The sequence below is a fragment of the Pseudofrankia saprophytica genome, assembly GCF_000235425.2.
GTDB lineage: Bacteria > Actinomycetota > Actinomycetes > Frankiales > Frankiaceae > Pseudofrankia > Pseudofrankia saprophytica.
In genome coordinates, this window is record NZ_KI912266.1 from 6,451,856 (window position 1) to 6,471,596 (window position 19,741).

Below are 19,741 nucleotides of genomic sequence, written 5' to 3' on the forward strand. Positions count from 1 at the left end.
CCCGCGCCAGACATGGCACAGCGCGAGCGCGAGCGCGTCGGCGGCGTCCGCCGGTCTCGGCGGCGCCGCGAGGTCGAGCAGCTTAGTGATCATGAAGGTCACCTGGCTCTTGTCCGCCCGGCCGCTGCCGGTGACGGCGGCCTTGACCTCGCTCGGGGTGTACAGGGCGACCGGCAGGCCACGGCGCGCCGCGAGCACGATCGCGACCGCGCCGACCTGCGCGGTGCCCATCACCGTGCGCACGTTCGCCTGGGCGAACACCCGCTCCACCGCGACCGCGTCCGGGCGGTGCCGGTCCAGCCAGGACTCGATCTCCAGCGAGATGTCCCGCAGCCGGATCGCCACGTCCTCATCCGCCGGCGTCCGCGCGACCCCGACCTCGACCAGCGTCGCGCGCTGCCCAGCACCCCCGCCGTCCACAACCCCAAGCCCGCACCTGGTCAGCCCGGGATCAACACCGAGCACCCGCACCCGCCGAACCTCCGCCCAGGACAAGAGCGTTCACCGAGATAGCGAACGCCTGTTCGGATCCTAGTACGGGACGGTTCGGACATCGCCCGACACGCCGCCGGGCAGCGACTCCCGCCGTCAACCCGCGACGAGCTCCATGACCTCGTCGGAGATGTCGGCGTTGAACCAGACGGACTGGACGTCGTCCAGGTCCTCGAGGGCATCGACGATCTTGAGCACCTTGCGGGCGGGCTCGGCCTCGAGCGGCACGCTGACGCTCGGGAGCCAGGAGATCTCGGCGGACTCCACCGTCAGGCCGGCGTCCGTCGCCGCGACCCGCACCGTGTGCAGGTCGGTGGCCTCGGCGACCACCTCGAAGGCCTCGCCGAGATCGTTGACCTCGTCGGCGCCGGCGTCGAGAACCGCCAGCAGCACGTCGTCCTCCGTCAGCCCCGCAGTCTTGGTGACCAGCACGACGCCCTTGCGGTTGAACAGGTAGGAGACCGAGCCCGGGTCGGCGATCGTGCCGCCATTGCGGGTGACGGCAACCCGGACGTCCGAGGCGGCCCGGTTGCGGTTGTCGGTGAGGCACTCGACCATCACGGCGACCCCGCTCGGGCCATAGGCCTCATAGGTGATCGACTCGTAGGTCACGCCACCGGCCAGCTCACCGGAGCCGCGCTTGACCGCCCGCTCGATGTTGTCGTTCGGCACGGACTGCGACTTCGCCTTCGCGATCGCGTCGGCGAGGGTGGGATTACCGGCCGGGTCACCGCCGCCGGTCTTCGCGGCCACCTCGACCGTTTTGATCAGTTTGGCGAACAGCTTGCCACGACGGGCGTCGATGACCGCCTTCTTGTGCTTCGTGGTCGCCCACTTGGAGTGACCGCTCATGCTTGCCCCTCTGTTGACCCAACGCCTCTGGCGGCGCGACGACGCAGCACGCGCGCACCTCCTTCGGCCAGTCCGTCGGCCCGGCCGTCCCCGGCACGGGAACCTTCATGATCCCACATGGCCAAGGGGTGCGCGAGAACGGCGGAGCCATGCGCGCCCGAAGGCCGAGTTCTGGTTGTCCGGGCCGGCGGGCACCGTAGCCGGCCGACCGGTGAACGTCGTGTTTCCTCCTACCATCTTTACCGCGACTGGCCCACCGCCCCCCGCGGCCGGCGTCGACCAGGCGTCGTGAACCGGGCATTGGAGGCATGGCACCAGGCACCAGGCACCAGGCGGCGAACGCCGTTAGCCCGGCGCGCGCCGCCGGGTCACCATGTCGACGAACAGCTCGTGCATTCGGGTGTCCCCCGTCAGCTCCGGGTGGAACGACGTCGCCATCAGATGCCCCTGCCGGACCGCGACCGGATGTTCCCCGACCCTGGCGAGGACCGTCACGCCGTCACCGGCCTTCTCGACCCACGGCGCGCGGATGAACACGGCGTGCAGCGGCGGGCCGACCAGGCCCTCGACCTCCAGGTCGGCCTCGAACGAGTCGACCTGCCGGCCGAAGGCGTTGCGCCGCACGACGACGTCGAGGCCGCCGATGAGCGGCTGGTCCGGCCGGCCGTCGAGCACGTCCTGAGCGAGCAGGATCATCCCGGCGCAGGAGCCGTACACCGGCAGGCCGTCGCCGACCGCCGCCCGCAGCGGCTCGAGCAGCCCGAAGATCCGCAGCAGCCGGCCGATCGTCGTCGACTCCCCGCCCGGCAGCACCAGCCCGTCGACGGCGGCGAGCTCCTCGGGCCGGCGCACCTCGACCGCCTCCGCCCCCACCGCGACCAGCGCCCGGGCATGCTCCCGCACGTCCCCCTGCAGCGCCAGCACGCCGATCCGGACGCTCTCCTCCGAAGAACTCACCAGCCGCGGTCGGCGTAGCGGGCGGCGGGGGCCAGCTCGCTGACGTTGATGCCGACCATGGCCTCGCCGAGGCCGCGGGAGACCTTGGCGATCACGCCCGGGTCGTTGTACATCGTCGTCGCCTCGACGATCGCCCGCGCCCGCTTCGCCGGGTCACCGGACTTGAAGATGCCGGAGCCGACGAACACCCCGTCCGCGCCGAGCTGCATCATCAGCGCCGCGTCCGCCGGGGTGGCGATGCCTCCCGCGGTGAACAGCACGACCGGCAGCTTGCCGAGCCGGGCGACCTCCGCGACCAGGTCGTACGGCGCGCGCAGCTCCTTGGCGGCGGAGTAGAGCTCCTCGGCGGGCAGCGCCGACAGCCGGGCGATCTCCGCGCGGATGGTGCGCATGTGCACGACGGCGTTGGACACCTCGCCGGTGCCCGCCTCGCCCTTCGAGCGGATCATCGCCGCGCCCTCGGAGAGCCGCCGCAACGCCTCGCCCAGGTTCGTCGCGCCGCAGACGAACGGGACGGTGAACGCCCACTTGTCGATGTGGTGGTGCGGGTCGGCCGGGGTGAGCACCTCGGACTCGTCGACGTAGTCGACACCCAGCGCCTGGAGCACCTGCGCCTCGACGAAGTGCCCGATCCGGGCCTTCGCCATGACCGGAATGGAGACGGCCTCGACGATGCCCTGGATCATGTCGGGGTCGCTCATCCGGGCGACGCCGCCCTGGGCGCGGATGTCAGCCGGGACCCGCTCGAGCGCCATCACGGCGACGGCGCCGGCGTCCTCGGCGATCTTGGCCTGTTCGGGCGTGACCACGTCCATGATCACACCGCCCTTGAGCATCTCGGCCATGCCGCGCTTGACGCGCGCGGTGCCGGCCTGCCTCGCTGGCCCGGCGGGCGCGGGGACTCCGGCGGGCGTTTCAGCTGGCGTGGCTCCGGCAGGCATGGCGATCCGTCTCTCTCGGGTGTCCTCGTCACGGTCATGCGTTCTGGTCATGTCCCGCACCGGTCCGGCTCGCGGCCGTACGGCCGCGAGCCCCCGTCGTCCCGAGGGCCGCGGAACTCGCGCGCTGGTCGGACGGGCGGGGCCCGGAGGCCCAGTCCAGGGCCGCGCCCCGTGTCCGGACCCTGTGTCCGGACCCTGCGTCCGGTCGCGACTCCCCGACCTCGACCGGCCCTCACCGGCCGGGCGGACATACCAATCCCATGGTACGGCCGACCGGCGCGCTTCAGCCTCGCCGCAGCGCGTCCCGCTGATCACTCCGGGTGCCTGGCGTTCGCCCGGACGTCAGATGGCCGGGTCCGCGACCACCTCGGTCGGGCGCTCGCGACCCGGACCTCCCAGATCGCTTCGCGATCTGGCGTGGAGCCCCCCGCCCCACCGCGCCGGCAGGGCATCGTCGATCTCGAAGTAGGCCGGCAGCGGGCGGCGGCTGCCCAGGCGCGTGACCCGCACCAGGCGCCGGCCCCGCAACGCGCGCAGATCGCGCACCGCGTCATTGTGCAGCTGGCGGGCGAGCGCCACCCGGGCCGCCGCCGAGTCGACGGCGTGCAGCAGCTGCGGCGCGCCCTGGCCGGCGGTGCCCACCTCGGGAGCGCGCAGGGCGCGGCTGAGCTCGTTCTCGGTGTCCTCGACACCGGTGTCCAGCGCCGCGCCGGCCCGCAGCGCCGCGTGCCCGGCCAGCGCGCGCTCGGCCGCCGCGGTCAGCGGCAGGAGCCCGCGGCTTTCGGCCAGTGCCACCGCCGCCCCCGCGCGCGCGGCCAGCTGGGCGGCCAGCCCGGCCTGGGCCGCGTCCACCCGGACGCCGAGCCGGTCGAGGCGGCGCGCCATCCAGGTGAGGTAGGTCGCGATCGCCACCACGACGGCGACCACGGCCACGACGACTGTCATTCCGGGCAGCGTAGACGACCGGGTGGCGGCTGGGTCCGGGACGTCCCGAGCATCACAGAAGCCGGGTTCAGGCGTCCGCGGCGGAGGCGAGGGAGACGGGACCGGCGCCGGCGGTGACCATACGGTAGAGATCGACGATCGACTCGGCGATCACCGGCCAGTCGTAGCCGGCGACGACCGACCGGCCGTGCCGGACGAGCGCGGCGCGCGCCACCTCGTCCCCGAGCAGCTCGGCGAGCCCGGCTGCGAGCTGGGCCGGCTCGCCGACACCGAACAGCCGGCCCGCCCGGCCGTCGTCGAGCACCCGGCGGAACGCGTCGAGGTCACTGGCCATGACGGGGGTGCCCGCCGCCATCGCCTCCAGCAGCACGATCCCGAAGCTCTCCTGGCCGGTGTTCGGCGCGCAGTACACGTCGGCGGAGGCGAACACCCTGGCCTTGTCCTCGTTCGACACGAGCCCGACGAGGTTCACCTGGTCGCGCAGCAGCGGGTCGAGCCGGGACCGCACCGCCGCGACGTCGCCCGGCCCGGCGACGAGCAGGCGCACGCCCGGCACCCGGCGAGCGAGCTCCGGCAGCGCGGCGAGCAGCACGTCCAGCCCCTTGCGCGGCTCGTCGATGCGGCCGAGGAAGCAGACGGTGTGCCGCGGCGGCTCATAGCCGGGCAGCGGGTGGGCACCCGCGAACGCGGCGACACGCACCCCGTTCGGGATCAGTACCGCGCTGGTGCCGAGATGCTCGACGATCGTGCGCCGGGCCGCCTCGGAGACCGCGATCCGGGCGCGCAGCTTCTCCAGTGACGGCTGGAGGGCGCCCTGGGCGGCAGTGAGGATCTTCGAACGCGGGTTGGCGGTGTGGAAGGTGGCGACGATCGGGCCGTCGGCGAGCATGCAGGCGAGCAGGCCGATGCTCGGCGCGGTCGGCTCGTGGACGTGCAGCACGTCGAAGTCGTGCTCGCGCAGCCAGCGGCGCACCCGGGTCGCCGAGACCGGTCCCATCAGCACCCGCGACACCGAGCCGTTGTATGGCACCGGCAGCGCCCGGCCGGCGTCGACGGCATAGGGCGGCAGCGCGTCCGTGTCGTCGGCCGGGGTGATCACCGACACCTCGTGCCCGGCCGCGATCAGCGTCTCGGCCAGGTCACGGACGTGTACCTGCACCCCGCCCGGGACGTCCCAGGTGTAGGGGCAGGCCAGCCCGATCCTCACCGCTCCCCCGGCCCCGCCTGGGCCGCCCCGCCCGCCTGGCCCGCCCCGCCCGCCTGGCCCGCGCCGGCCGCCTGGCCCGCGCCGGCCGCCTGGCCCGGCTCGTCCAGCCAGACGCGCTGCAGCATGTGCCAGTCGGCCGGGTGCTCGCGGATCGTCGTCGCGAACGCGTCGGCCATCGCCTGGGTCATCGTCGCCACGTCCGTGTGCTCGACGGGAGGGAAGATCCGGGCGCGCCAGCCGCCCCCCTCGAACCAGAGCGTGGTCGGCAGCAGCGCGGCGCCGGTGCGCAGCGCCAGCGCCGCCGGCCCCGGCGCCATCCGCGCTCGCCCGCCGAAGAACTCCACCGGCACGCCGCGCGCGGACAGGTCCCGGTCGGCCAGCAGGCACAGGCAGCCGCCGGCCAGCAGCCGCTCGGTGAGCAGTGCCGACGGCGGCTCGGCGCCGCCGGTGAGCGGGATGACCTCCATACCCAGCGACTCGCGGAAGGCCACGAACCGATCGAAAAGCGACTCGGGCCGCAGCCGTTCGGCGACGGTGGTGAACGGGACCCCGGTGCCGGCGAGCCACGCGCCGGCCTGTTCCCAGTTCCCCATGTGCGGCAGGGCGAGGATCATGCCCTTGCCGGCGGCGTAGGCATCGCGCAGGTGGTGCTCGTCGCGGACGGCCATGTCCCCGATGTAGCGCTCGGGCGGCATGTCCTGGAGCCGGAAGACCTCGAGCCAGTAGCGCGCGTAGGAGCGCATCGCGGCCTTCGTCAGCGCGTCGAGGTCGGTGCCCTCGGGCACGACGTGCGCGAGGTTCGACCGCAGCCGCCGCGCCCCCTTGCCGCCGCGGCGGATGGCCCAGTCGGCCCCGGCGGCGAAGCCGCGCGCGGCGAGCCGCTCGGGCAGCGTGCGCACCACCCGCCAGCCCACCGCGTAGGCGAGGTCGGTGAACCGACCTGGGGAGGGCACGGGACGGGCCGTCCCGGGCTCAGCCGGCCGAGGTGACCGGACCGGCCACCTCGACACCGGCCACCGCGCCGACCACCGCCATCGGCCCCGCCGGGCCGCTGGCCCGGTGCGGTGGGATCCCGACGGCCGCGGCTCCGTTGGCGTCGGCCGCGGTACCGCCCGCCGGAGGCGCGTCGACCGGGCCCGACGCCGCGTCCGCCGCGGGCGCGTCGATGTTGGCCGCGGCCGACGCGAGCGCCGCGGCACCGGCCCCACCGGAACGCTGGAACTGGCGGTACACGTGCCAGATCCGCTGGACGACCGTGATGACGGTCGCGACGGCGAGCACCCACAGCGCGACCGGCAGCAGGTACGGCACGCCGAGGCCGTAGAGGCCGGCGGCGACGAGCAGCAGGAGCAGCCGCTCACCGCGCTCGGCCAGGCCGACATTGCAGGTGAAGCCGAGGCTTTCCGCCCGAGCCTTGACATACGAGGTGACGGCGGCCGCGACCAGGCTGATCAGCGCCGCGCCGGCCAGCGGCAGCGAGTCACCGTCACCGGCGTACCAGATCACCAGCGACCCGAAGACGGCGCCGTCGCCGATCCGGTCGGAGGTCGAGTCGAGGAAGGCGCCCCACTTGGACGAGATCCCGCGAGCCCGAGCGATCGCGCCGTCGATGAGGTCCGAGAAGACGAACAGCGTGATCACGAGGGTGCCGAGGAAGAACACTCCGCGAGTGAAGAAGCCGAGCGCGCCGCCGACCACGCCGACCGTGCCGATGATCGTCACCAGGTCCGGCGAGAGCGACGTCCTGGCCGCCCATCGGCTGAACGGCTCCAGCAGCCGGTTGATCTGCGGCCGCGCCTTGCTAGCGAGCATGTCCGTCCCGTCGTGTCCGGCGCGGTGTTTTTCGCGCGGGTTCACCCTACCGATCCCCACTGCTGTGCCAGCCCTCAGGAACGCCGGCGCCAGGGTCCCGCGCACCGGGAGCCAGCGCTTGGTGCCACACCGGGTGTTGCGGGGAACTAACTCAAGGTTCACCTCCTCTTGTGCTTTAGGTCACATGAGCGCAGGCTGAGCGACGACGTCAGCAACCGTCCGAGCGCAGGAGGCCAGCCCAAGGAGGCGCGAACACATGATCTTCCTGTTCCCGCGCGGCGGCCTCCGCCCCCTGGAGTTCAGGGCCCCGGAACATCGGCCCATGGCGCGCTAGGGAGGCGCTCGGCTGGATCCGAACGGAGGCCGAGATGCCGTCTGCCGCGGCTAAAGTCCGCAACGTCGTCCTTGTGGGTCACACCGGCGCGGGTAAGACCGCGCTGGCCGAGGACCTGCTCAGCGTGGCCGGGCCCGGGAGCGCCGGGCAGGGCCGTGAGCAGGCCCGCCACGGGGACGGCGAGCACCGTTCGGCCCGCGGGATCAGCCTCACCCTGTCCGCGCTGTGCCACCGGAACATGACGATCAACCTGCTGGACACCCCCGGCTACCCCGACTTCGTCGGTGAGTTGCGCGCCGGGCTGCGCGCCGCCGACGCCGCACTGTTCGTCGTCAGCGCGATCGACGGCATCGACGGCGCCACCAGGGCGCTGTGGGCCGAGTGCGCCGAGGTGAACATGCCGCGCGCCGTCGTCGTCACCCGCCTCGACCACCCGAGGGCCGACTTCACCGCCGCTGTCGCCGCCTGCCAGGACGCCTTCGGCGCCGGCGTCCTGCCGGTCTTCCTGCCCGACGGTGCCACCGAGGGCGGCGACGGAGCCCGCCTGGTGGGGCTGCTCACCGGCCGCGTCGTCGAGTACGGCCCCAAGGGTCGGCATGAGGTCGACGAAGGCGCCGAGCTCGACGGTCCCTACGCGGCGGCCCGCGGCGCGCTGATCGAGGGCATCATCGCCGAGAGCGAGGACGAAAGCCTGCTCGACCGCTACCTCAGCGGTGAGGAGCTCGACCCCAAGATGCTGCTCGACGACGCCGAGACCGCGATCGCGCACGGTTCCTTCCACCCGGTGCTCCCCTTCGCCCGCGCCGCGAACGGCGCGGGTCCGCCCGTCGGCTCGGTCGAGCTGCTCGACATGCTGGTCGACGCGTTCCCCTCCCCCGCCGAGCACCCGATCCCGCCGCTCACCCGCTGCGACGGTTCGGACTGCCCGCGGATCTCCGCCGACCCCGACGGCCCGCTGCTCGCCGAGGTCGTGCGCACCACGACCGACCCCTACGTCGGGCGGATGTCGGTGGTGCGGGTCTTCTCCGGCACGCTGCGCCCCGACGCCACTGTGCACGTCTCGGGTCACGGCCGCGCCGCCGCCGGCCATCCCGACCACGACGTCGACGAGAAGATCGGTGGGCTGTCGCTGCCGGCGGGCACGGCGCTGCACCCCGTCGACGCCTGCCAGGCCGGCGGCATCTGCGTGGTGACCAAGCTCGGCACCGCCGAGACGGGCGACACCCTGTCAGACCGGGACGACCCGCGCCTGCTGGCGCCGTGGTCGATGCCGGAGCCGCTGCTGCCGATCGCGATCGAACCGCGCACCAAGTCCGACGAGGACAAGCTGCCGGGGGCGCTCGGGCGCCTGGCCGCCGAGGACCCGACGGTGACCGTGCGGACCGACGCCGAGACCGGGCAGCTGCTGCTGTGGTGCATGGGTGAGGCACACGCCGACGTGCTGCTCGACCGGCTCGCGAGCCGCTACGGCGTCGATGTCGATCGCCGGGAGCCGCGGATCGCGCTGCGCGAGACCCTCCGCGGGGCGGCGCACGGCCTGGGCCGGCACGTCAAGCAGTCCGGCGGCCACGGCCAGTACGCGATCTGCCAGATCGAGGCCGAGCCGCTCCCCGCCGGCGCGGGTTTCGAGTTCGTCGACGAGATCGTCGGCGGCGCGGTCCCCCGCTCGTTCATCCCGTCCGTGGAGAAGGGCCTCGCCGCCCAGCTGGCCAGGGGCGTCGCCACCGGCTGCCCGATGGTCGACGTCCGGGTCCGCCTGGTCGACGGCAAGGCGCACAGCGTCGACTCGTCCGACCTGGCCTTCCAGGTCGCCGGCGGCCTCGCCCTGCGCGACGCCGCCGCGAAGGCGGGGGTCGCGCTGCTCGAGCCGATCCTGGAGGTCTCGGTCCTCGTGCCCGACGAGCACGTGGGCGCGGTCATGGGCGACCTGTCCGGCCGCCGCGGCCGTGTGATCGGCATGGAGCCCCTGGGCGCGGGCGACGTCGGCCGTACCGTCATCAGGGCCGAGGTCCCCGAGCTGGAGATGATCCGCTACGCGGTCGAGCTGCGTTCCCTCACCCAGGGCACCGGCACCTTCACCCGGTCGCCGGCTCGCTACGAGCCCATGCCCGACCAGCTGGCAGCCACGATGATCCGCGATCGCGCCAGCTGACCCGCCTGCCCCCTGTCGAGGCACCCCCGCCTCGACAGGGGGCAGGCGGCGGGCCGGCGGCCGTGCCGCCAGACGCGATGGCGCGCCTGCCGCTGTCAGTCCTCGCCGACGATCTTCTCCCAGGCCTCGGCGATGAGCACCCTGGTCTCGCCCAGCAGCGCGGGCAGCACCCTGGTGCCGCCGATCACCGGCATGAAGTTCGTGTCCCCGCCCCAGCGCGGCACCACGTGCTGGTGCACATGCGCCGCGATCCCGGCGCCGGCGACCGATCCGAGGTTCATCCCGGTGTTGAACCCGTGTGCCCCGCTGGCCAGCCGCAGCGCGCGCAACGCCCGCTGCGTGAACAACGCCATCTCGGTCGTCTCGTCCGGCGTGAGGTCGGCGTAGTCGGCGACGTGCCGGTAAGGGACCACCATCAGGTGCCCCGCGTTGTACGGGTAGAGGTTGAGCACCGCGTAGACGACCGCGCCGCGAGCGACCACGAGGCCGTCGTCGTCGGTCATCGCGGGGATCAGGCAGAACGGACAGCCGTCGTCGTCCGACCGTCCCTCGCCCTTGATGTAGGCCATCCGGTGCGGTGTGTACAGCCGCTGGAATGCGTCCGGCATCCCGACGCCCGCCTGCTCGTCCAGCGGAATACCGCTCGGCGCCGAGCCGTCCACCGTCCCGCTCAACCGCCTACCTCACATCCCTGCATCCCGCACCGCGCCCCGACCGTACCAGCCGCGGCGCCCCCACCAGCCCTGAACCAATCCCGCCCATCCGACGACGGGCGGCCGCCCACCACCTCGCCGACGCTCCGCCGCGGTGGCCCACCCGCACCGTTTCGCGGCTCGGTGGCACTGGCCCGTCCCAGCACCCGTCCACGCCAAAGCCCCAGATCCACCGGCGTCCCCGTCCCCCACCAGGGTGACGCGCGGTGTGTCGCCGTCCCGCCCAGGGTGACCCGCTCACCCGCTACCGGCCATACCGGGACATGGACCTCATCGATCAGTGGCCACCACCTCGGCCACCGTCCAGACTCGGACCGACACCCGACCCGAGGAGACTCATGACCCCCGGCCGCCCAAGCGCGACCAAGTCCCCGAGCAAACGGGAAACCGCGACAGCAATCCCCCCTCGGCAGCCCAACGCCCCACACCCACCCGACCCAACGCAACAAACGAAAAAGGCCGCAACGCGCGAAGCGCGAGCGGCCGGGGGTGTCAGGGGCGGAGCCCCTGACCCGGGGGTTCCAGGGGGTCGCCCCCCTGGGCAGACATCGCGGCCGGTGGCGCAGCCAACCAAAGGTTGGCAAGCAGCCGAATCCGGCTCGGGGTTCCAGGGGGTCGTCCCCCTGGGCGGACATCGCGGCCGGTGGCGCAGCCACCAGAGGTGGCAAGCAGCCGAATCCGGCTCGTGGGCGTACGTGGTTTCGAACCACGGACCTCTGCCGTGTGAAGGCAGCGCTCTACCCCTGAGCTATACGCCCGCTGGACGCAGCCGAACCCGATCTTTGGCTGGCCGATCTCTGGCTGGCCTTCGAGCGGCTCCTCGATCAGTTGGCTGCGGGGCTCAGCTTACACAACCCGGCGGGAGCGGCGGAACGGCGGGCCGCTCGGTCTCCGCCGGGGTCTCGCTCCGAGTCAGGGGCATGTCCGTCCCATGTCGGACTGATGTCCCGTCGCTGGTGGTCCTGTGGGCGTTGGTCGGCACTCGCCGTGGTTGAGGCCCGCGCCGCGGGGAACGATATCGGCGCACGGCCACGACAGTGGGATCCGTGTCCGGGGGGATCCCGGTGGGGGTTCGCAACGAGGGCCGACGCCGCCTCCCGGCGGCTCGGACCGACGCCGGGCCTTCCACCGCGGGGGCCTGACGGATGTGGGCACACCTCCCCGGCCAGGCAACTCGCCCGAACCGTCGTAACAGATGTTGTCTTGGCATAACCTTGTTTCCTACGAGCCGCAGAGTGGGAACTATCTCGTTACACGGGTGCTCGCCCGCACCACCGCACCGCTGAGAGGCCGCCCGATGACTATTCGTCACGATTCGATCACCGCAGAGCTCGCCCTCCGGCTCGTCGTGCCAGGAGGTGCTCCAGTCCCCGTCGCCGCGACGGTCCGGTACGAGCCCGACGACCCGTACGCGGTCAGCATCGGGTTCCGCACCGGAGCGGACGAGGTCGTCGAGTGGACCTTCGCCCGGCAGCTCCTGAGCGACGGAGTCCGCCGCCCGGCCGGGGACGGCGACGTCCAGGTCTGGCCCGCGGCGCAGTCCGGCGGCAGGATCGTCTGCCTGTCGCTGTCGAGCCCGTCAGGGCACGCGCTGTTCGAGATGCCCCGCTCGGAGGTGTTGGCGTTCCTACGCCGCACCTACGCCGCGGTCCCGCTAGGCAGCGAGAGCGACGTCATCGACCTCGACGCCGAGCTGGCTCTCCTCATCTGGGGCGGCCCCGACCGGTGACGCTCCCGGGTCGGACGCCGTAAGGGGCCCGACCCGTGAAATCCGGTGCGGGCACCGTTCGGCGAACGACAATCGCCAGCCCGCTCGGTGGGACCCTCCACCGAGCGGGTTTTTTCGCGCCCTTCGCGCCGAGGTACCCAGCCCGACCGCTGAAAGACCCACCCCTCGACCGAACGGCATCCGCCAGCTGTCCACGTGAACAGGGCCGCCTAAGTCGCCCCGCCCCGGAAGCCCAACGCCCCCGCACCCACCAGCGCAACGCAAGAAAAGAAAAAGGCCGCAACGCGCGAAGCGCGAGCGGCCGGGGGTATCGGGGGCGAAGCCCCTGACCCGGGGGTTCCAGGGGGTCGCCCCCTGGGCAGGCATCACGGCCGGTGGCGAAGCCTCCCCGAAGGGAGGCGAGCAGCCGAATCCGGCTCGTGGGCGATACTGGGATTGAACCAGTGGCCTCTACCGTGTCAAGGTAGCGCTCTCCCACTGAGCTAATCGCCCGAAAGGGTTTACACCCAAGTAAGTGCGAGGCGGAGGCGGGAATCGAACCCGCGTACAGGGCTTTGCAGGCCCTTGCCTAAACCACTCGGCCACTCCGCCGGAGGAGGCCTTGTGGCGTGACCTCGTGACCTCGCTACTTCCGAGCGGACGACGGGATTCGAACCCGCGACCCTCACCTTGGCAAGGTGATGCTCTACCAACTGAGCCACGTCCGCGTGCGTTGCCTACCTTACAGGATCCGGATCCCGTTCCCGCGACCGTGTCTCACGACTCGTTCACGGGTTGGCCGGCTCGCCGCCCTCCGGAGTCTAGCAGCAGGTTCCGGTCGACCAGAAGATCGGGTTGAACCGGTTTGCCCCACTTTGCCGCTCCCCGTCGGGTGCAAGATGAACTCTAGCGGACGGCGAGGCCGATCGTCGAACAGCGCGCGAGCGTCGTCCAGATGTTGCGCGGCCATCAGCGCCATCGATCTGCCGTGGACCCCCGAGTGAGGCACCACGGGACCGCCTAACTCCCGGGCGCGGTGAGGTAACGGGCGATGCCGTCGGCGATGCCGTCGGCGGCGCGCTGGCGCCAGACCGGGTCGCTGACGTGCGCCGCGTCGGCCGGGTTGCGCATGTTGGCGCACTCGACGAAGACCTTGGGGACCGTCGACAGGTTGAGGCCGCCCAGGTCGGACCGATCGACGATGCCCTGGTGGGTGGGGAGGTAGTTGGCTGGTGCCTCGCCGGTCGAGGCGGCGAAGGCGTCGCGCAGCTGGGTCGCCAGCCGGCCCGAGGCCACCAGGATGCCGGCGTTCACGTTGTCGGGCCCCCGGTCCGGGGCGATGACGTGGAACCCGAAGCCGTCCGCCGGGCCGCCGTCGGCATGGATGGAGACGGCGGCGTCGGCATGCGCGTCGGCGCTGGCCCGGGCCCGGGCGTCGACGCACGGGCCGATACCGGTGTCGTCCTTTCTCGTCAGCACGACGGTGGCGCCGCGGTCCCGCAGCACCTGGGCCGTCCGGTTGGCCACGTCCCAGGTGAAGGCGTGCTCCGGGTAGCCGGCGTCGGTGCTCGCGCCGACGGTGTCGCACTCCTTCAGGAAGCCGCCGGCGTCGACCTTGCGGTCGATCTGCGCCGGCGCCGCGCCGTTGCCGCCGTCATGCCCCGGGTCGAGCACGACCACCCGTCCGCGCAGGTCGACGCCGGGCCCCGCCGCGCCGGGGGCCGCGGAGCTGGGAACCACCGGGCTGGGGACCGCCGTCGCCGACGGGACCCCGCCGGGCACCGCCGAAGCGGCCGTGTCGCCCGCTCCACCCGCGCCGGCGACGCCGGGCCCTCCGGCCACGGTGGCGCCCCGCGGCGGCGCCGGAGTGCCTCCCGTCGCGCCGGCCACCAGCACGGCCACCAGGGCCGCCAGCAGCAGCACCGCGACCGCCACCACCGCGAGCACCGGCCGGGGCATCCCCCGACCGGCGGCCAGCGGCGACCGTCTCGCTAACCCCAACCGGCTGCGCCGCCCTCGCCGGGCCGGCGCGCTCCGGCGCCCCGCACCCGCCCGCGGCGGCCGCGAGGACCCGCGGGCCCCGGTCGGCCTGCGGACCCCGGTCGGCCGCCGACCGCCGGCCGACAGCGGCTGGCTCGCGGACGGGGGCGGATCAGCCGGTGGTGACAAAGTCGATGAGCTCCTCGACGGCTCGTAGCAGACCCACCTCGAGGTCGCTGTAGCTGTCCACGGACGCCAGCACGCGCCGCCACATCTCTGCCGGCTCGCGCACGCCGAGCGCGCGGCACACGCCTTCCTTCCACGGCTGACCGCGCGGCACCTCGGGCCAGGCCCGGATGCCGACGGAGGCGGGCTTCACCGCCTGCCAGATGTCGATGTAGGGATGGCCCGTCACCAGGACGTGCTCGCCGGTGACGGACGCGGCGATCCGGCTCTCCTTGGAGCCGGCGACCAGGTGGTCGACGAGCACCCCCAGCCGGCGCCCGGAGCCCGGCCGGAACGCCGCGACGATCGCCGGCAGCTCGTCCACGCCGTCGAGAGGTTCCACGACGACACCCTCGACCCGCAGGTCGTCGCCCCAGACCCGCTCGACGAGCGCCGCGTCGTGCAGGCCCTCGACGTAGATCCGGCTGGCCCTGGCGACCCGCGCCGGCGCGCCAGGCACCGCGACCGAGCCGGACGCGGTCCGCGAGGGACCCGTGGGCGCCGCCCGGCGCGGCCGCGCCAGCGTCACCCGCCGGCCCTCCACCAGGAACGCCCCTTCCTCCAGGGGGAAGAGGCGGCGCACGCCGAACCGGTCCTCCAGGGTGACCCCGATGGCGTCCAGCTCGACGACGGCTCCGCAGAAGCCGCTCACCCGGTCCTCGACGACGAGGTCCAGCTCGGCCTCGACGATGGGCAGGGGCGCCGGCGCCTTCTTCGCGGACGGAGCCAGTACGTCCCGGCCATAGTCACGGCTACGCATACCCGACACCCTAGGATCACAGCACGACTGCCCCCACGCGGGCACACCGGGCGGGCACGGCGGGGCGGGCACAGCGGGCGACACGGAAGGAACACGCCGATGACGACGTATGGCCCCGGGGTGGCGTTGATCGTCGTCGACCTGCAGAACGACTTCGCGACGCCGCGAGGCAGCCTGTACGTGCGGGGCGGTGAGGAGATCGTCGACGCGGTCAACGCGCAGGTGGCCGAGGCCGAGGCCGCCGGGTCACCCGTCTTCTGGACGCAGGACTGGCACCCCGAGGTCACACCACACTTCGTCACGTCCGGTGGCGTCTGGCCGCCACACTGCGTCGCCGGGACGGCGGGCGCCGAGTTCCATGCCGGGGCGCGCGTCACCGGCGAGGTGGTTCGCAAGGGCGCCGACGGCGCCGACGGCTATTCGGGGTTCTCGGTGCGCGACCCCGAGTCGGGCGCGCGGACCTCCACCGTGCTCGGCGAGCGGCTCGCCGCGGCCGGCTGTCGCCAGGTGGTCGTCGTCGGCCTCGCCGGCGACTACTGCGTCAAGGAGACGGCACTGGACGCGCGGCGACTCGGGCTGGACGTCATCGTCCCGCTCGAGCTCACCCGCTTCGTCAACCTCCAGCCGGGCGACGACGAACGCACCGTCGCCGAGCTGCGCGCCGCGGGCGTGCAGGTGGATGCGCCCCCGCGGGTTCCATCAGACGTGATCTCGTAGGGAAGACGTGATCTCGTAGGGACGCGCGGGTCCGGAGCCGGGGGCTGAGCCGCGGACCCGCCGGATTGGCATCGCCAATTCGGCAGGGTCCCCGGAGACCCCGGCGACCGGGCCAGCGCGGTGGGAAACGAGCTGTTTCCCAGTTACGCGGCAAATCTTCGTTAGGCGGCGCAGTCCCGGCAGATCATGCGACGAGCGTCCACCAGCTGGCTACGGTGATGAACCAGGTAGCAGCTGGTGCAGGTGAACTCGTCGGCCTGGCGAGGCAGTACCCGTAGGTTCAGCTCCTCGCCAGACAGGTCGGCTCCGGGCAGGTCGAGCTCGGTCTCGAACGGGTCGACTTCATCACCGAGGTCGGCCGCCGCGTCCGCCCGCCGCGCCTTGAGGGCCTCAAGGCTCTGCTCGGGGGCGTCCTCGAGATCCGCGGTACGGGGGGTGTCGTAGTCGGTGGCCACTTGATTTCTCCCAGATGGTCAGGGTCCCCGCGGAATCGACGAAGCCGATTCCGTAGGTTGCGCTCCTCGTGCCCAACCCACAACGCACGACTGTCTGGCAATGTGCCCAGGCTGTGCCCTGGACTTTCCTGTGGCCTTCGCCACACGATACGACCGGGCCACCGCGCAGCGTGGTCACATCGGCCCCCGCGCGGCGTGCCGAACAGCCCAGACCAGCGGAAGGCCAGCCAGCCCAGTCATCGGGCCGGACCTGGTATACCCCGAACACGGACATCCACGTCGAGCCGCGCGAGGCAGGCGAGGGCGCGAGGCGCCCAGGATGTCGGGGGCGAAGCCCCCGACCCAGCGCCCGACCTTATCCGGTCCGGCGCAGCCAGGTCACCGGGGCACCGTGGGAGCCACGGCGCAGCGGCTCGAGCACGTCGTCCCAGTCAGTGCCGAGCAGGCGGTGCAGGCCGCGGGCGAGGGTGTCGCGGCCCTCGCCGCGTTCCAGCAGGGCGCGCAGCGCCGCCTCGCCGATGACCACGTCGCCGTTGGCGGCGATGCCGACCCGGTGCAGGCCGAGGTCGGGCGTGTAGGAGTAGCGCTCCGCGTCGCAGCCGGGCGACGGGCCCTCGACGACCTCGAAGGTGACGTGGCCGAGACGGCGCAGCCGGGTCGCGAGCCGGCCGGCGGTCGCGGGAGCGCCCCGCCACTCCAGCCCCGCGTAGAGACAGCCGGGCCGGGCCGGCTGCGGCGACCAGGTGAGTGACACCGTCGCCGACAGCGCGCCGGACACGGCGAACTCCAGGTGTGGGCACAGCGCCGGCGGGCAGGCGAGCACCGACAACATGCCCGGCACCACGTTCGACGCCGAGCTGGATGACAGCCCTTGGGCTGACGACATGACCACGGAGTACCTCCGTCGACGAGGAACGCCTTCCCCTTGCGTCTCGTCAGCGGTGGGCCTGTGCCGGGTACGGGACGATCGTGCCATGTCACGGGGGTCGCGGACCACCGGTTTGGCCACCCAAACGAGTTATCTGACCCGCAATCCGGGTGACAGTCCAGGCCAGGTGTCGGCGAGGTCTCCGGCGCGTGTCCGATCCGTGTCACCGCGCACCAGCCCGCGGTGTGGCGGTTCCGGTCCGCTTCTGTGACGGACGGCCCCTTGGGCCACGACACGCTGGTCCGTGCTCGCCGCCGTCGGGTTTCCCGTCGCGCGTTCCCCCTCTCCCCGCGGGCCGGGAGAGGCTCCTCCGTCCACGGAACACCAGGCGCGCGGGCGGCCACCGGACCCATGTGGGGGTAGATTCCGTAGGCTTCGCGGGTATGTCGCAGGTCTGGCCTGGCCACCCTTATCCCCTGGGCGCCACATATGACGGATCCGGCACCAACTTCGCGATCTTCTCCGAGGTGGCGGAGCGGGTCGAGTTGTGCCTGTTCGACGACGGGGGTACCGAGCAGCGCATCGAGCTACACGAGAAGGACGCCTTCGTCTGGCACGGCTACCTTCCCGGGGTCGGACCGGGCCAGCGCTACGGCTATCGGGTCCACGGCCCGCACGACCCGGCCCACGGCGTGCGCTGCAACCCGAACAAGCTGCTGCTCGACCCCTACGCCAAGGCCGTCGACGGTGAGATCGACTGGGACCAGGCGTGTTTCGGCTACACCTTCGGCGAACCAGACAGCCTCAACACGGCGGACTCCGCGCCACACGTGATGAAGTCGGTGGTGATCAGCCCGTTCTTCGACTGGAACGGCGACCGGCCGCCGCGCACCGCGTACGAGAAGACGGTCATCTACGAGGCACACGTCCGCGGCCTCACGATGCGCCACCCCGATCTACCCGACGGCTACCGCGGCACCTACGCCGGCGTCGCCCACCCGATCATGATCGAGCACTACCAGAAGCTCGGGGTCACCGCCGTCGAGCTGATGCCCGTTCACCAGTTCGTCCACGACGAGCACCTGGTGAGCCGGGGCCTGCGCAACTACTGGGGCTACAACTCGATCGCGTTCCTCGCCCCGCACAACGCCTACTCCGCCTCCGGCGGCCTCGGCCAGCAGGTCCAGGAGTTCAAGGGCATGGTCCGGGACCTGCACAACGCCGGGATCGAGGTGATCCTCGACGTCGTCTACAACCACACCGCCGAGGGCAACCACCTGGGCCCGATGCTGTGCTTCCGCGGCATCGACAACGCGGGCTACTACCGGTTGATGGCTGACGAGCCGCAGTACTACATGGACTACACCGGCACGGGCAACACGATGCACGTCCGCCACCCGCACGTGCTCCAACTGATCATGGACTCGCTGCGCTACTGGGTGACGGAGATGCACGTCGACGGTTTCCGCTTCGATCTGGCCGCGACGCTCGCCCGCGAGTTCTACGATGTCGACCGTCTGTCGAGCTTCTTCGACCTGGTGCAGCAGGACCCCATCGTCTCCCAGGTGAAGCTGATCGCCGAGCCGTGGGACCTCGGCGAGGGCGGCTACCAGGTGGGCAACTTCCCCGCGCTGTGGACGGAGTGGAACGGCAAGTACCGCGACACCGTCCGCGACTTCTGGCGCGGCGCCGACCACGGCATCGCCGAGTTCGCCTCCCGGCTGACCGGCTCCAGCGACCTCTACCAGTTCAACGGCCGGCGCCCGATCGCCTCGATCAACTTCGTCACCGCGCATGACGGCTTCACGCTCGCCGACCTGGTCTCCTACAACGGCAAGCACAACGAGGCGAACGGCGAGGACAACCGGGACGGCTCCGACGACAACCGGTCGTGGAACTGCGGGGCCGAGGGGCCCACGGACGACGCGGCGGTGCTCGCGCTGCGCGGTGCGCAGGCCCGTAATCTCCTCACGACGCTGTTCCTGTCCCAGGGGGTGCCGATGCTCGTCGCCGGCGACGAGATGGGCCGCACCCAGGGTGGCAACAACAACGCCTACTGCCAGGACAACGAGACGAGCTGGCTGGACTGGTCGCCAGCCGCCCAGGACTCCGGCCTGCTGCGGTTCACCGCCGAGGTGTCGCGGCTGCGCCGCGAGCATCCGGTGTTCCGCCGCCGCCGGTTCTTCCATGGCGCCCCGATCCGGGGAACGGGAGACGGGGAGTACGGGGTTGACGACGGCCTGAAGGACATCGTGTGGCTGCGCCCGGACGGCGGCGAGATGTCCGACCACGACTGGGAGTCCGGCACCGCGCGCTCGCTGGCCGTGTTCCTCAACGGCTACGGCATCCCCGACCCGGACGAACGCGGCGAGCCGGTCCTCGACACCTCGTTCCTGATGTTCTTCAACGCCCACCACGAGACGGTCAGCTTCCAGGTGCCGCCGGTGGAGCTCGGCCCCAGCTGGGAGATCGTCGTCGACACCCGGGTCTCCGCCCAGTCCCAGGGCGACGCCCCGCAGCCGAACGCCGGCCCCCACCTGGTCAAGGCCGGAGACGCGGTCCCCCTCGACGCCCGCTCGACGCTCGTCCTGCGCCGTGCCGACTAAGCCCGGATCAGCCGCTT

17 protein-coding genes and 4 tRNA genes are annotated in these 19,741 nt (G+C 72.4%); 4 read left to right on the plus strand and 17 right to left on the minus strand.

What is annotated here, in order from left to right; genetic code table 11:
* The 8 genes from ruvC to pgsA all read right to left on the minus strand — a co-directional run.
* The coding region (gene ruvC / locus FRCN3DRAFT_RS0227335) for a crossover junction endodeoxyribonuclease RuvC (protein ID WP_007520602.1) at window positions 1-471 on the minus strand (471 nt) is incomplete at its 3' end.
* A 117-nt stretch (window positions 472-588) separates the two neighbouring features.
* Window positions 589-1,344, minus strand: a complete 756-nt coding sequence (locus tag FRCN3DRAFT_RS0227340) for a YebC/PmpR family DNA-binding transcriptional regulator (RefSeq protein WP_007520604.1) — start codon at window positions 1,342-1,344, stop codon at window positions 589-591.
* 345 nt (window positions 1,345-1,689) lie between these two features.
* On the minus strand, window positions 1,690-2,301 hold the full coding sequence (pdxT, locus tag FRCN3DRAFT_RS0227345; protein WP_007520606.1) for a pyridoxal 5'-phosphate synthase glutaminase subunit PdxT: 612 nt from the start codon (window positions 2,299-2,301) through the stop codon (window positions 1,690-1,692).
* Complete coding sequence (gene pdxS / locus FRCN3DRAFT_RS0227350; RefSeq protein WP_007520608.1) at window positions 2,298-3,242, minus strand: pyridoxal 5'-phosphate synthase lyase subunit PdxS; 945 nt, start codon at window positions 3,240-3,242, stop codon at window positions 2,298-2,300. The genes pdxT and pdxS overlap by 4 nt, the downstream gene beginning before the upstream one ends.
* A gap of 342 nt (window positions 3,243-3,584) precedes the next feature.
* On the minus strand, window positions 3,585-4,187 hold the full coding sequence (locus FRCN3DRAFT_RS46575; protein ID WP_051466383.1) for a hypothetical protein: 603 nt from the start codon (window positions 4,185-4,187) through the stop codon (window positions 3,585-3,587).
* Window positions 4,188-4,254: 67 nt separating this feature from the next.
* The gene (locus tag FRCN3DRAFT_RS0227360) at window positions 4,255-5,394 is read right to left on the minus strand and encodes a glycosyltransferase family 4 protein (protein ID WP_007520143.1); all 1,140 of its coding nucleotides are present in this window, start codon (window positions 5,392-5,394) and stop codon (window positions 4,255-4,257) included.
* Window positions 5,391-6,347 carry a phosphatidylinositol mannoside acyltransferase gene (locus tag FRCN3DRAFT_RS0227365; RefSeq protein WP_007520141.1) on the minus strand — a complete coding sequence of 319 codons (957 nt, stop codon included), beginning with the start codon at window positions 6,345-6,347 and terminating at the stop codon, window positions 5,391-5,393. The genes FRCN3DRAFT_RS0227360 and FRCN3DRAFT_RS0227365 overlap by 4 nt, the downstream gene beginning before the upstream one ends.
* Before the next feature lie 19 nt (window positions 6,348-6,366).
* Entirely contained in the window at window positions 6,367-7,206 is an 840-nt protein-coding gene (pgsA, locus tag FRCN3DRAFT_RS46580; protein WP_083401277.1) for a phosphatidylinositol phosphate synthase, read from the minus strand.
* Window positions 7,207-7,574: 368 nt separating this feature from the next.
* Here pgsA and FRCN3DRAFT_RS0227375 point away from each other — a divergent pair, with 368 nt between their 5' ends.
* Window positions 7,575-9,692, plus strand: a complete 2,118-nt coding sequence (locus FRCN3DRAFT_RS0227375; protein WP_007520138.1) for an elongation factor G-like protein EF-G2 — start codon at window positions 7,575-7,577, stop codon at window positions 9,690-9,692.
* 95 nt (window positions 9,693-9,787) lie between these two features.
* On the opposite strand, the gene FRCN3DRAFT_RS0227380 is transcribed toward FRCN3DRAFT_RS0227375, so the two are convergent.
* Together FRCN3DRAFT_RS0227380 and FRCN3DRAFT_RS0227385 are read right to left on the minus strand one after the other, a co-directional pair.
* A complete protein-coding gene (locus FRCN3DRAFT_RS0227380) occupies window positions 9,788-10,300 on the minus strand; it encodes an HIT family protein (protein WP_051467206.1) in 513 nt (170 codons plus the stop codon).
* A gap of 791 nt (window positions 10,301-11,091) precedes the next feature.
* Window positions 11,092-11,163: transfer RNA gene (locus FRCN3DRAFT_RS0227385), tRNA-Val, on the minus strand.
* 539 nt (window positions 11,164-11,702) lie between these two features.
* On the opposite strand from FRCN3DRAFT_RS0227385, the gene FRCN3DRAFT_RS0227390 reads away from it, so the two are divergent.
* Window positions 11,703-12,134, plus strand: coding sequence for an SsgA family sporulation/cell division regulator (locus FRCN3DRAFT_RS0227390; protein ID WP_007520135.1), 432 nt, complete (start codon window positions 11,703-11,705; stop codon window positions 12,132-12,134).
* A gap of 420 nt (window positions 12,135-12,554) precedes the next feature.
* Here the strand turns inward: FRCN3DRAFT_RS0227390 and FRCN3DRAFT_RS0227395 are convergent.
* From FRCN3DRAFT_RS0227395 to FRCN3DRAFT_RS0227415, 5 genes are all read right to left on the minus strand, one after another.
* Window positions 12,555-12,626, minus strand: a tRNA-Val gene (locus FRCN3DRAFT_RS0227395).
* A gap of 27 nt (window positions 12,627-12,653) precedes the next feature.
* Window positions 12,654-12,725, minus strand: a tRNA-Cys gene (locus FRCN3DRAFT_RS0227400).
* A 43-nt stretch (window positions 12,726-12,768) separates the two neighbouring features.
* Window positions 12,769-12,841 (minus strand) — tRNA-Gly (locus tag FRCN3DRAFT_RS0227405).
* A 292-nt stretch (window positions 12,842-13,133) separates the two neighbouring features.
* Window positions 13,134-14,072, minus strand: coding sequence for an N-acetylmuramoyl-L-alanine amidase (locus tag FRCN3DRAFT_RS0227410; RefSeq protein ID WP_007520134.1), 939 nt, complete (start codon window positions 14,070-14,072; stop codon window positions 13,134-13,136).
* Window positions 14,073-14,265: 193 nt separating this feature from the next.
* The gene (locus FRCN3DRAFT_RS0227415; protein WP_007519525.1) at window positions 14,266-15,078 is read right to left on the minus strand and encodes a DUF3097 domain-containing protein; all 813 of its coding nucleotides are present in this window, start codon (window positions 15,076-15,078) and stop codon (window positions 14,266-14,268) included.
* A gap of 99 nt (window positions 15,079-15,177) precedes the next feature.
* Between FRCN3DRAFT_RS0227415 and FRCN3DRAFT_RS46585 the strand changes: the two genes are divergently transcribed.
* Window positions 15,178-15,795 carry an isochorismatase family protein gene (locus FRCN3DRAFT_RS46585; RefSeq protein WP_007519527.1) on the plus strand — a complete coding sequence of 206 codons (618 nt, stop codon included), beginning with the start codon at window positions 15,178-15,180 and terminating at the stop codon, window positions 15,793-15,795.
* 161 nt (window positions 15,796-15,956) lie between these two features.
* On the opposite strand, the gene FRCN3DRAFT_RS0227425 is transcribed toward FRCN3DRAFT_RS46585, so the two are convergent.
* Both FRCN3DRAFT_RS0227425 and FRCN3DRAFT_RS0227430 read right to left on the minus strand, forming a co-directional pair.
* Window positions 15,957-16,250, minus strand: a complete 294-nt coding sequence (locus FRCN3DRAFT_RS0227425) for a DUF4193 domain-containing protein (RefSeq protein WP_007519529.1) — start codon at window positions 16,248-16,250, stop codon at window positions 15,957-15,959.
* A 355-nt stretch (window positions 16,251-16,605) separates the two neighbouring features.
* On the minus strand, window positions 16,606-17,136 hold the full coding sequence (locus FRCN3DRAFT_RS0227430; RefSeq protein WP_007519531.1) for a DUF3145 domain-containing protein: 531 nt from the start codon (window positions 17,134-17,136) through the stop codon (window positions 16,606-16,608).
* Between the two features lie 425 nt (window positions 17,137-17,561).
* On the opposite strand from FRCN3DRAFT_RS0227430, the gene glgX reads away from it, so the two are divergent.
* Window positions 17,562-19,724: a glycogen debranching protein GlgX gene (gene glgX, locus FRCN3DRAFT_RS0227435; protein WP_007519532.1), complete on the plus strand. Its 2,163-nt coding sequence runs from the start codon at window positions 17,562-17,564 to the stop codon at window positions 19,722-19,724.
* Window positions 19,725-19,741 lie beyond the last annotated feature (17 nt).

What these genes read in the sequence shown, in the direction of transcription:
- FRCN3DRAFT_RS0227340 (WP_007520604.1), bottom strand. Translation starts at nt 1,344, where the DNA reads ATGAGCGGTCACTCCAAGTGGGCGACCACGAAGCACAAGAAGGCGGTC.
- pdxS (WP_007520608.1), bottom strand. Translation starts at nt 3,242, where the DNA reads ATGCCTGCCGGAGCCACGCCAGCTGAAACGCCCGCCGGAGTCCCCGCG.
- FRCN3DRAFT_RS46575 (WP_051466383.1), bottom strand. Translation starts at nt 4,187, where the DNA reads ATGACAGTCGTCGTGGCCGTGGTCGCCGTCGTGGTGGCGATCGCGACC.
- pgsA (WP_083401277.1), bottom strand. Translation starts at nt 7,206, where the DNA reads ATGCTCGCTAGCAAGGCGCGGCCGCAGATCAACCGGCTGCTGGAGCCG.
- FRCN3DRAFT_RS0227375 (WP_007520138.1), top strand. Translation starts at nt 7,575, where the DNA reads ATGCCGTCTGCCGCGGCTAAAGTCCGCAACGTCGTCCTTGTGGGTCAC.
- FRCN3DRAFT_RS0227380 (WP_051467206.1), bottom strand. Translation starts at nt 10,300, where the DNA reads ATGCCGGACGCATTCCAGCGGCTGTACACACCGCACCGGATGGCCTAC.
- FRCN3DRAFT_RS0227390 (WP_007520135.1), top strand. Translation starts at nt 11,703, where the DNA reads ATGACTATTCGTCACGATTCGATCACCGCAGAGCTCGCCCTCCGGCTC.
- FRCN3DRAFT_RS0227410 (WP_007520134.1), bottom strand. Translation starts at nt 14,072, where the DNA reads ATGCCCCGGCCGGTGCTCGCGGTGGTGGCGGTCGCGGTGCTGCTGCTG.
- FRCN3DRAFT_RS0227415 (WP_007519525.1), bottom strand. Translation starts at nt 15,078, where the DNA reads ATGCGTAGCCGTGACTATGGCCGGGACGTACTGGCTCCGTCCGCGAAG.
- FRCN3DRAFT_RS46585 (WP_007519527.1), top strand. Translation starts at nt 15,178, where the DNA reads ATGACGACGTATGGCCCCGGGGTGGCGTTGATCGTCGTCGACCTGCAG.
- FRCN3DRAFT_RS0227430 (WP_007519531.1), bottom strand. Translation starts at nt 17,136, where the DNA reads ATGTCGTCAGCCCAAGGGCTGTCATCCAGCTCGGCGTCGAACGTGGTG.
- glgX (WP_007519532.1), top strand. Translation starts at nt 17,562, where the DNA reads ATGTCGCAGGTCTGGCCTGGCCACCCTTATCCCCTGGGCGCCACATAT.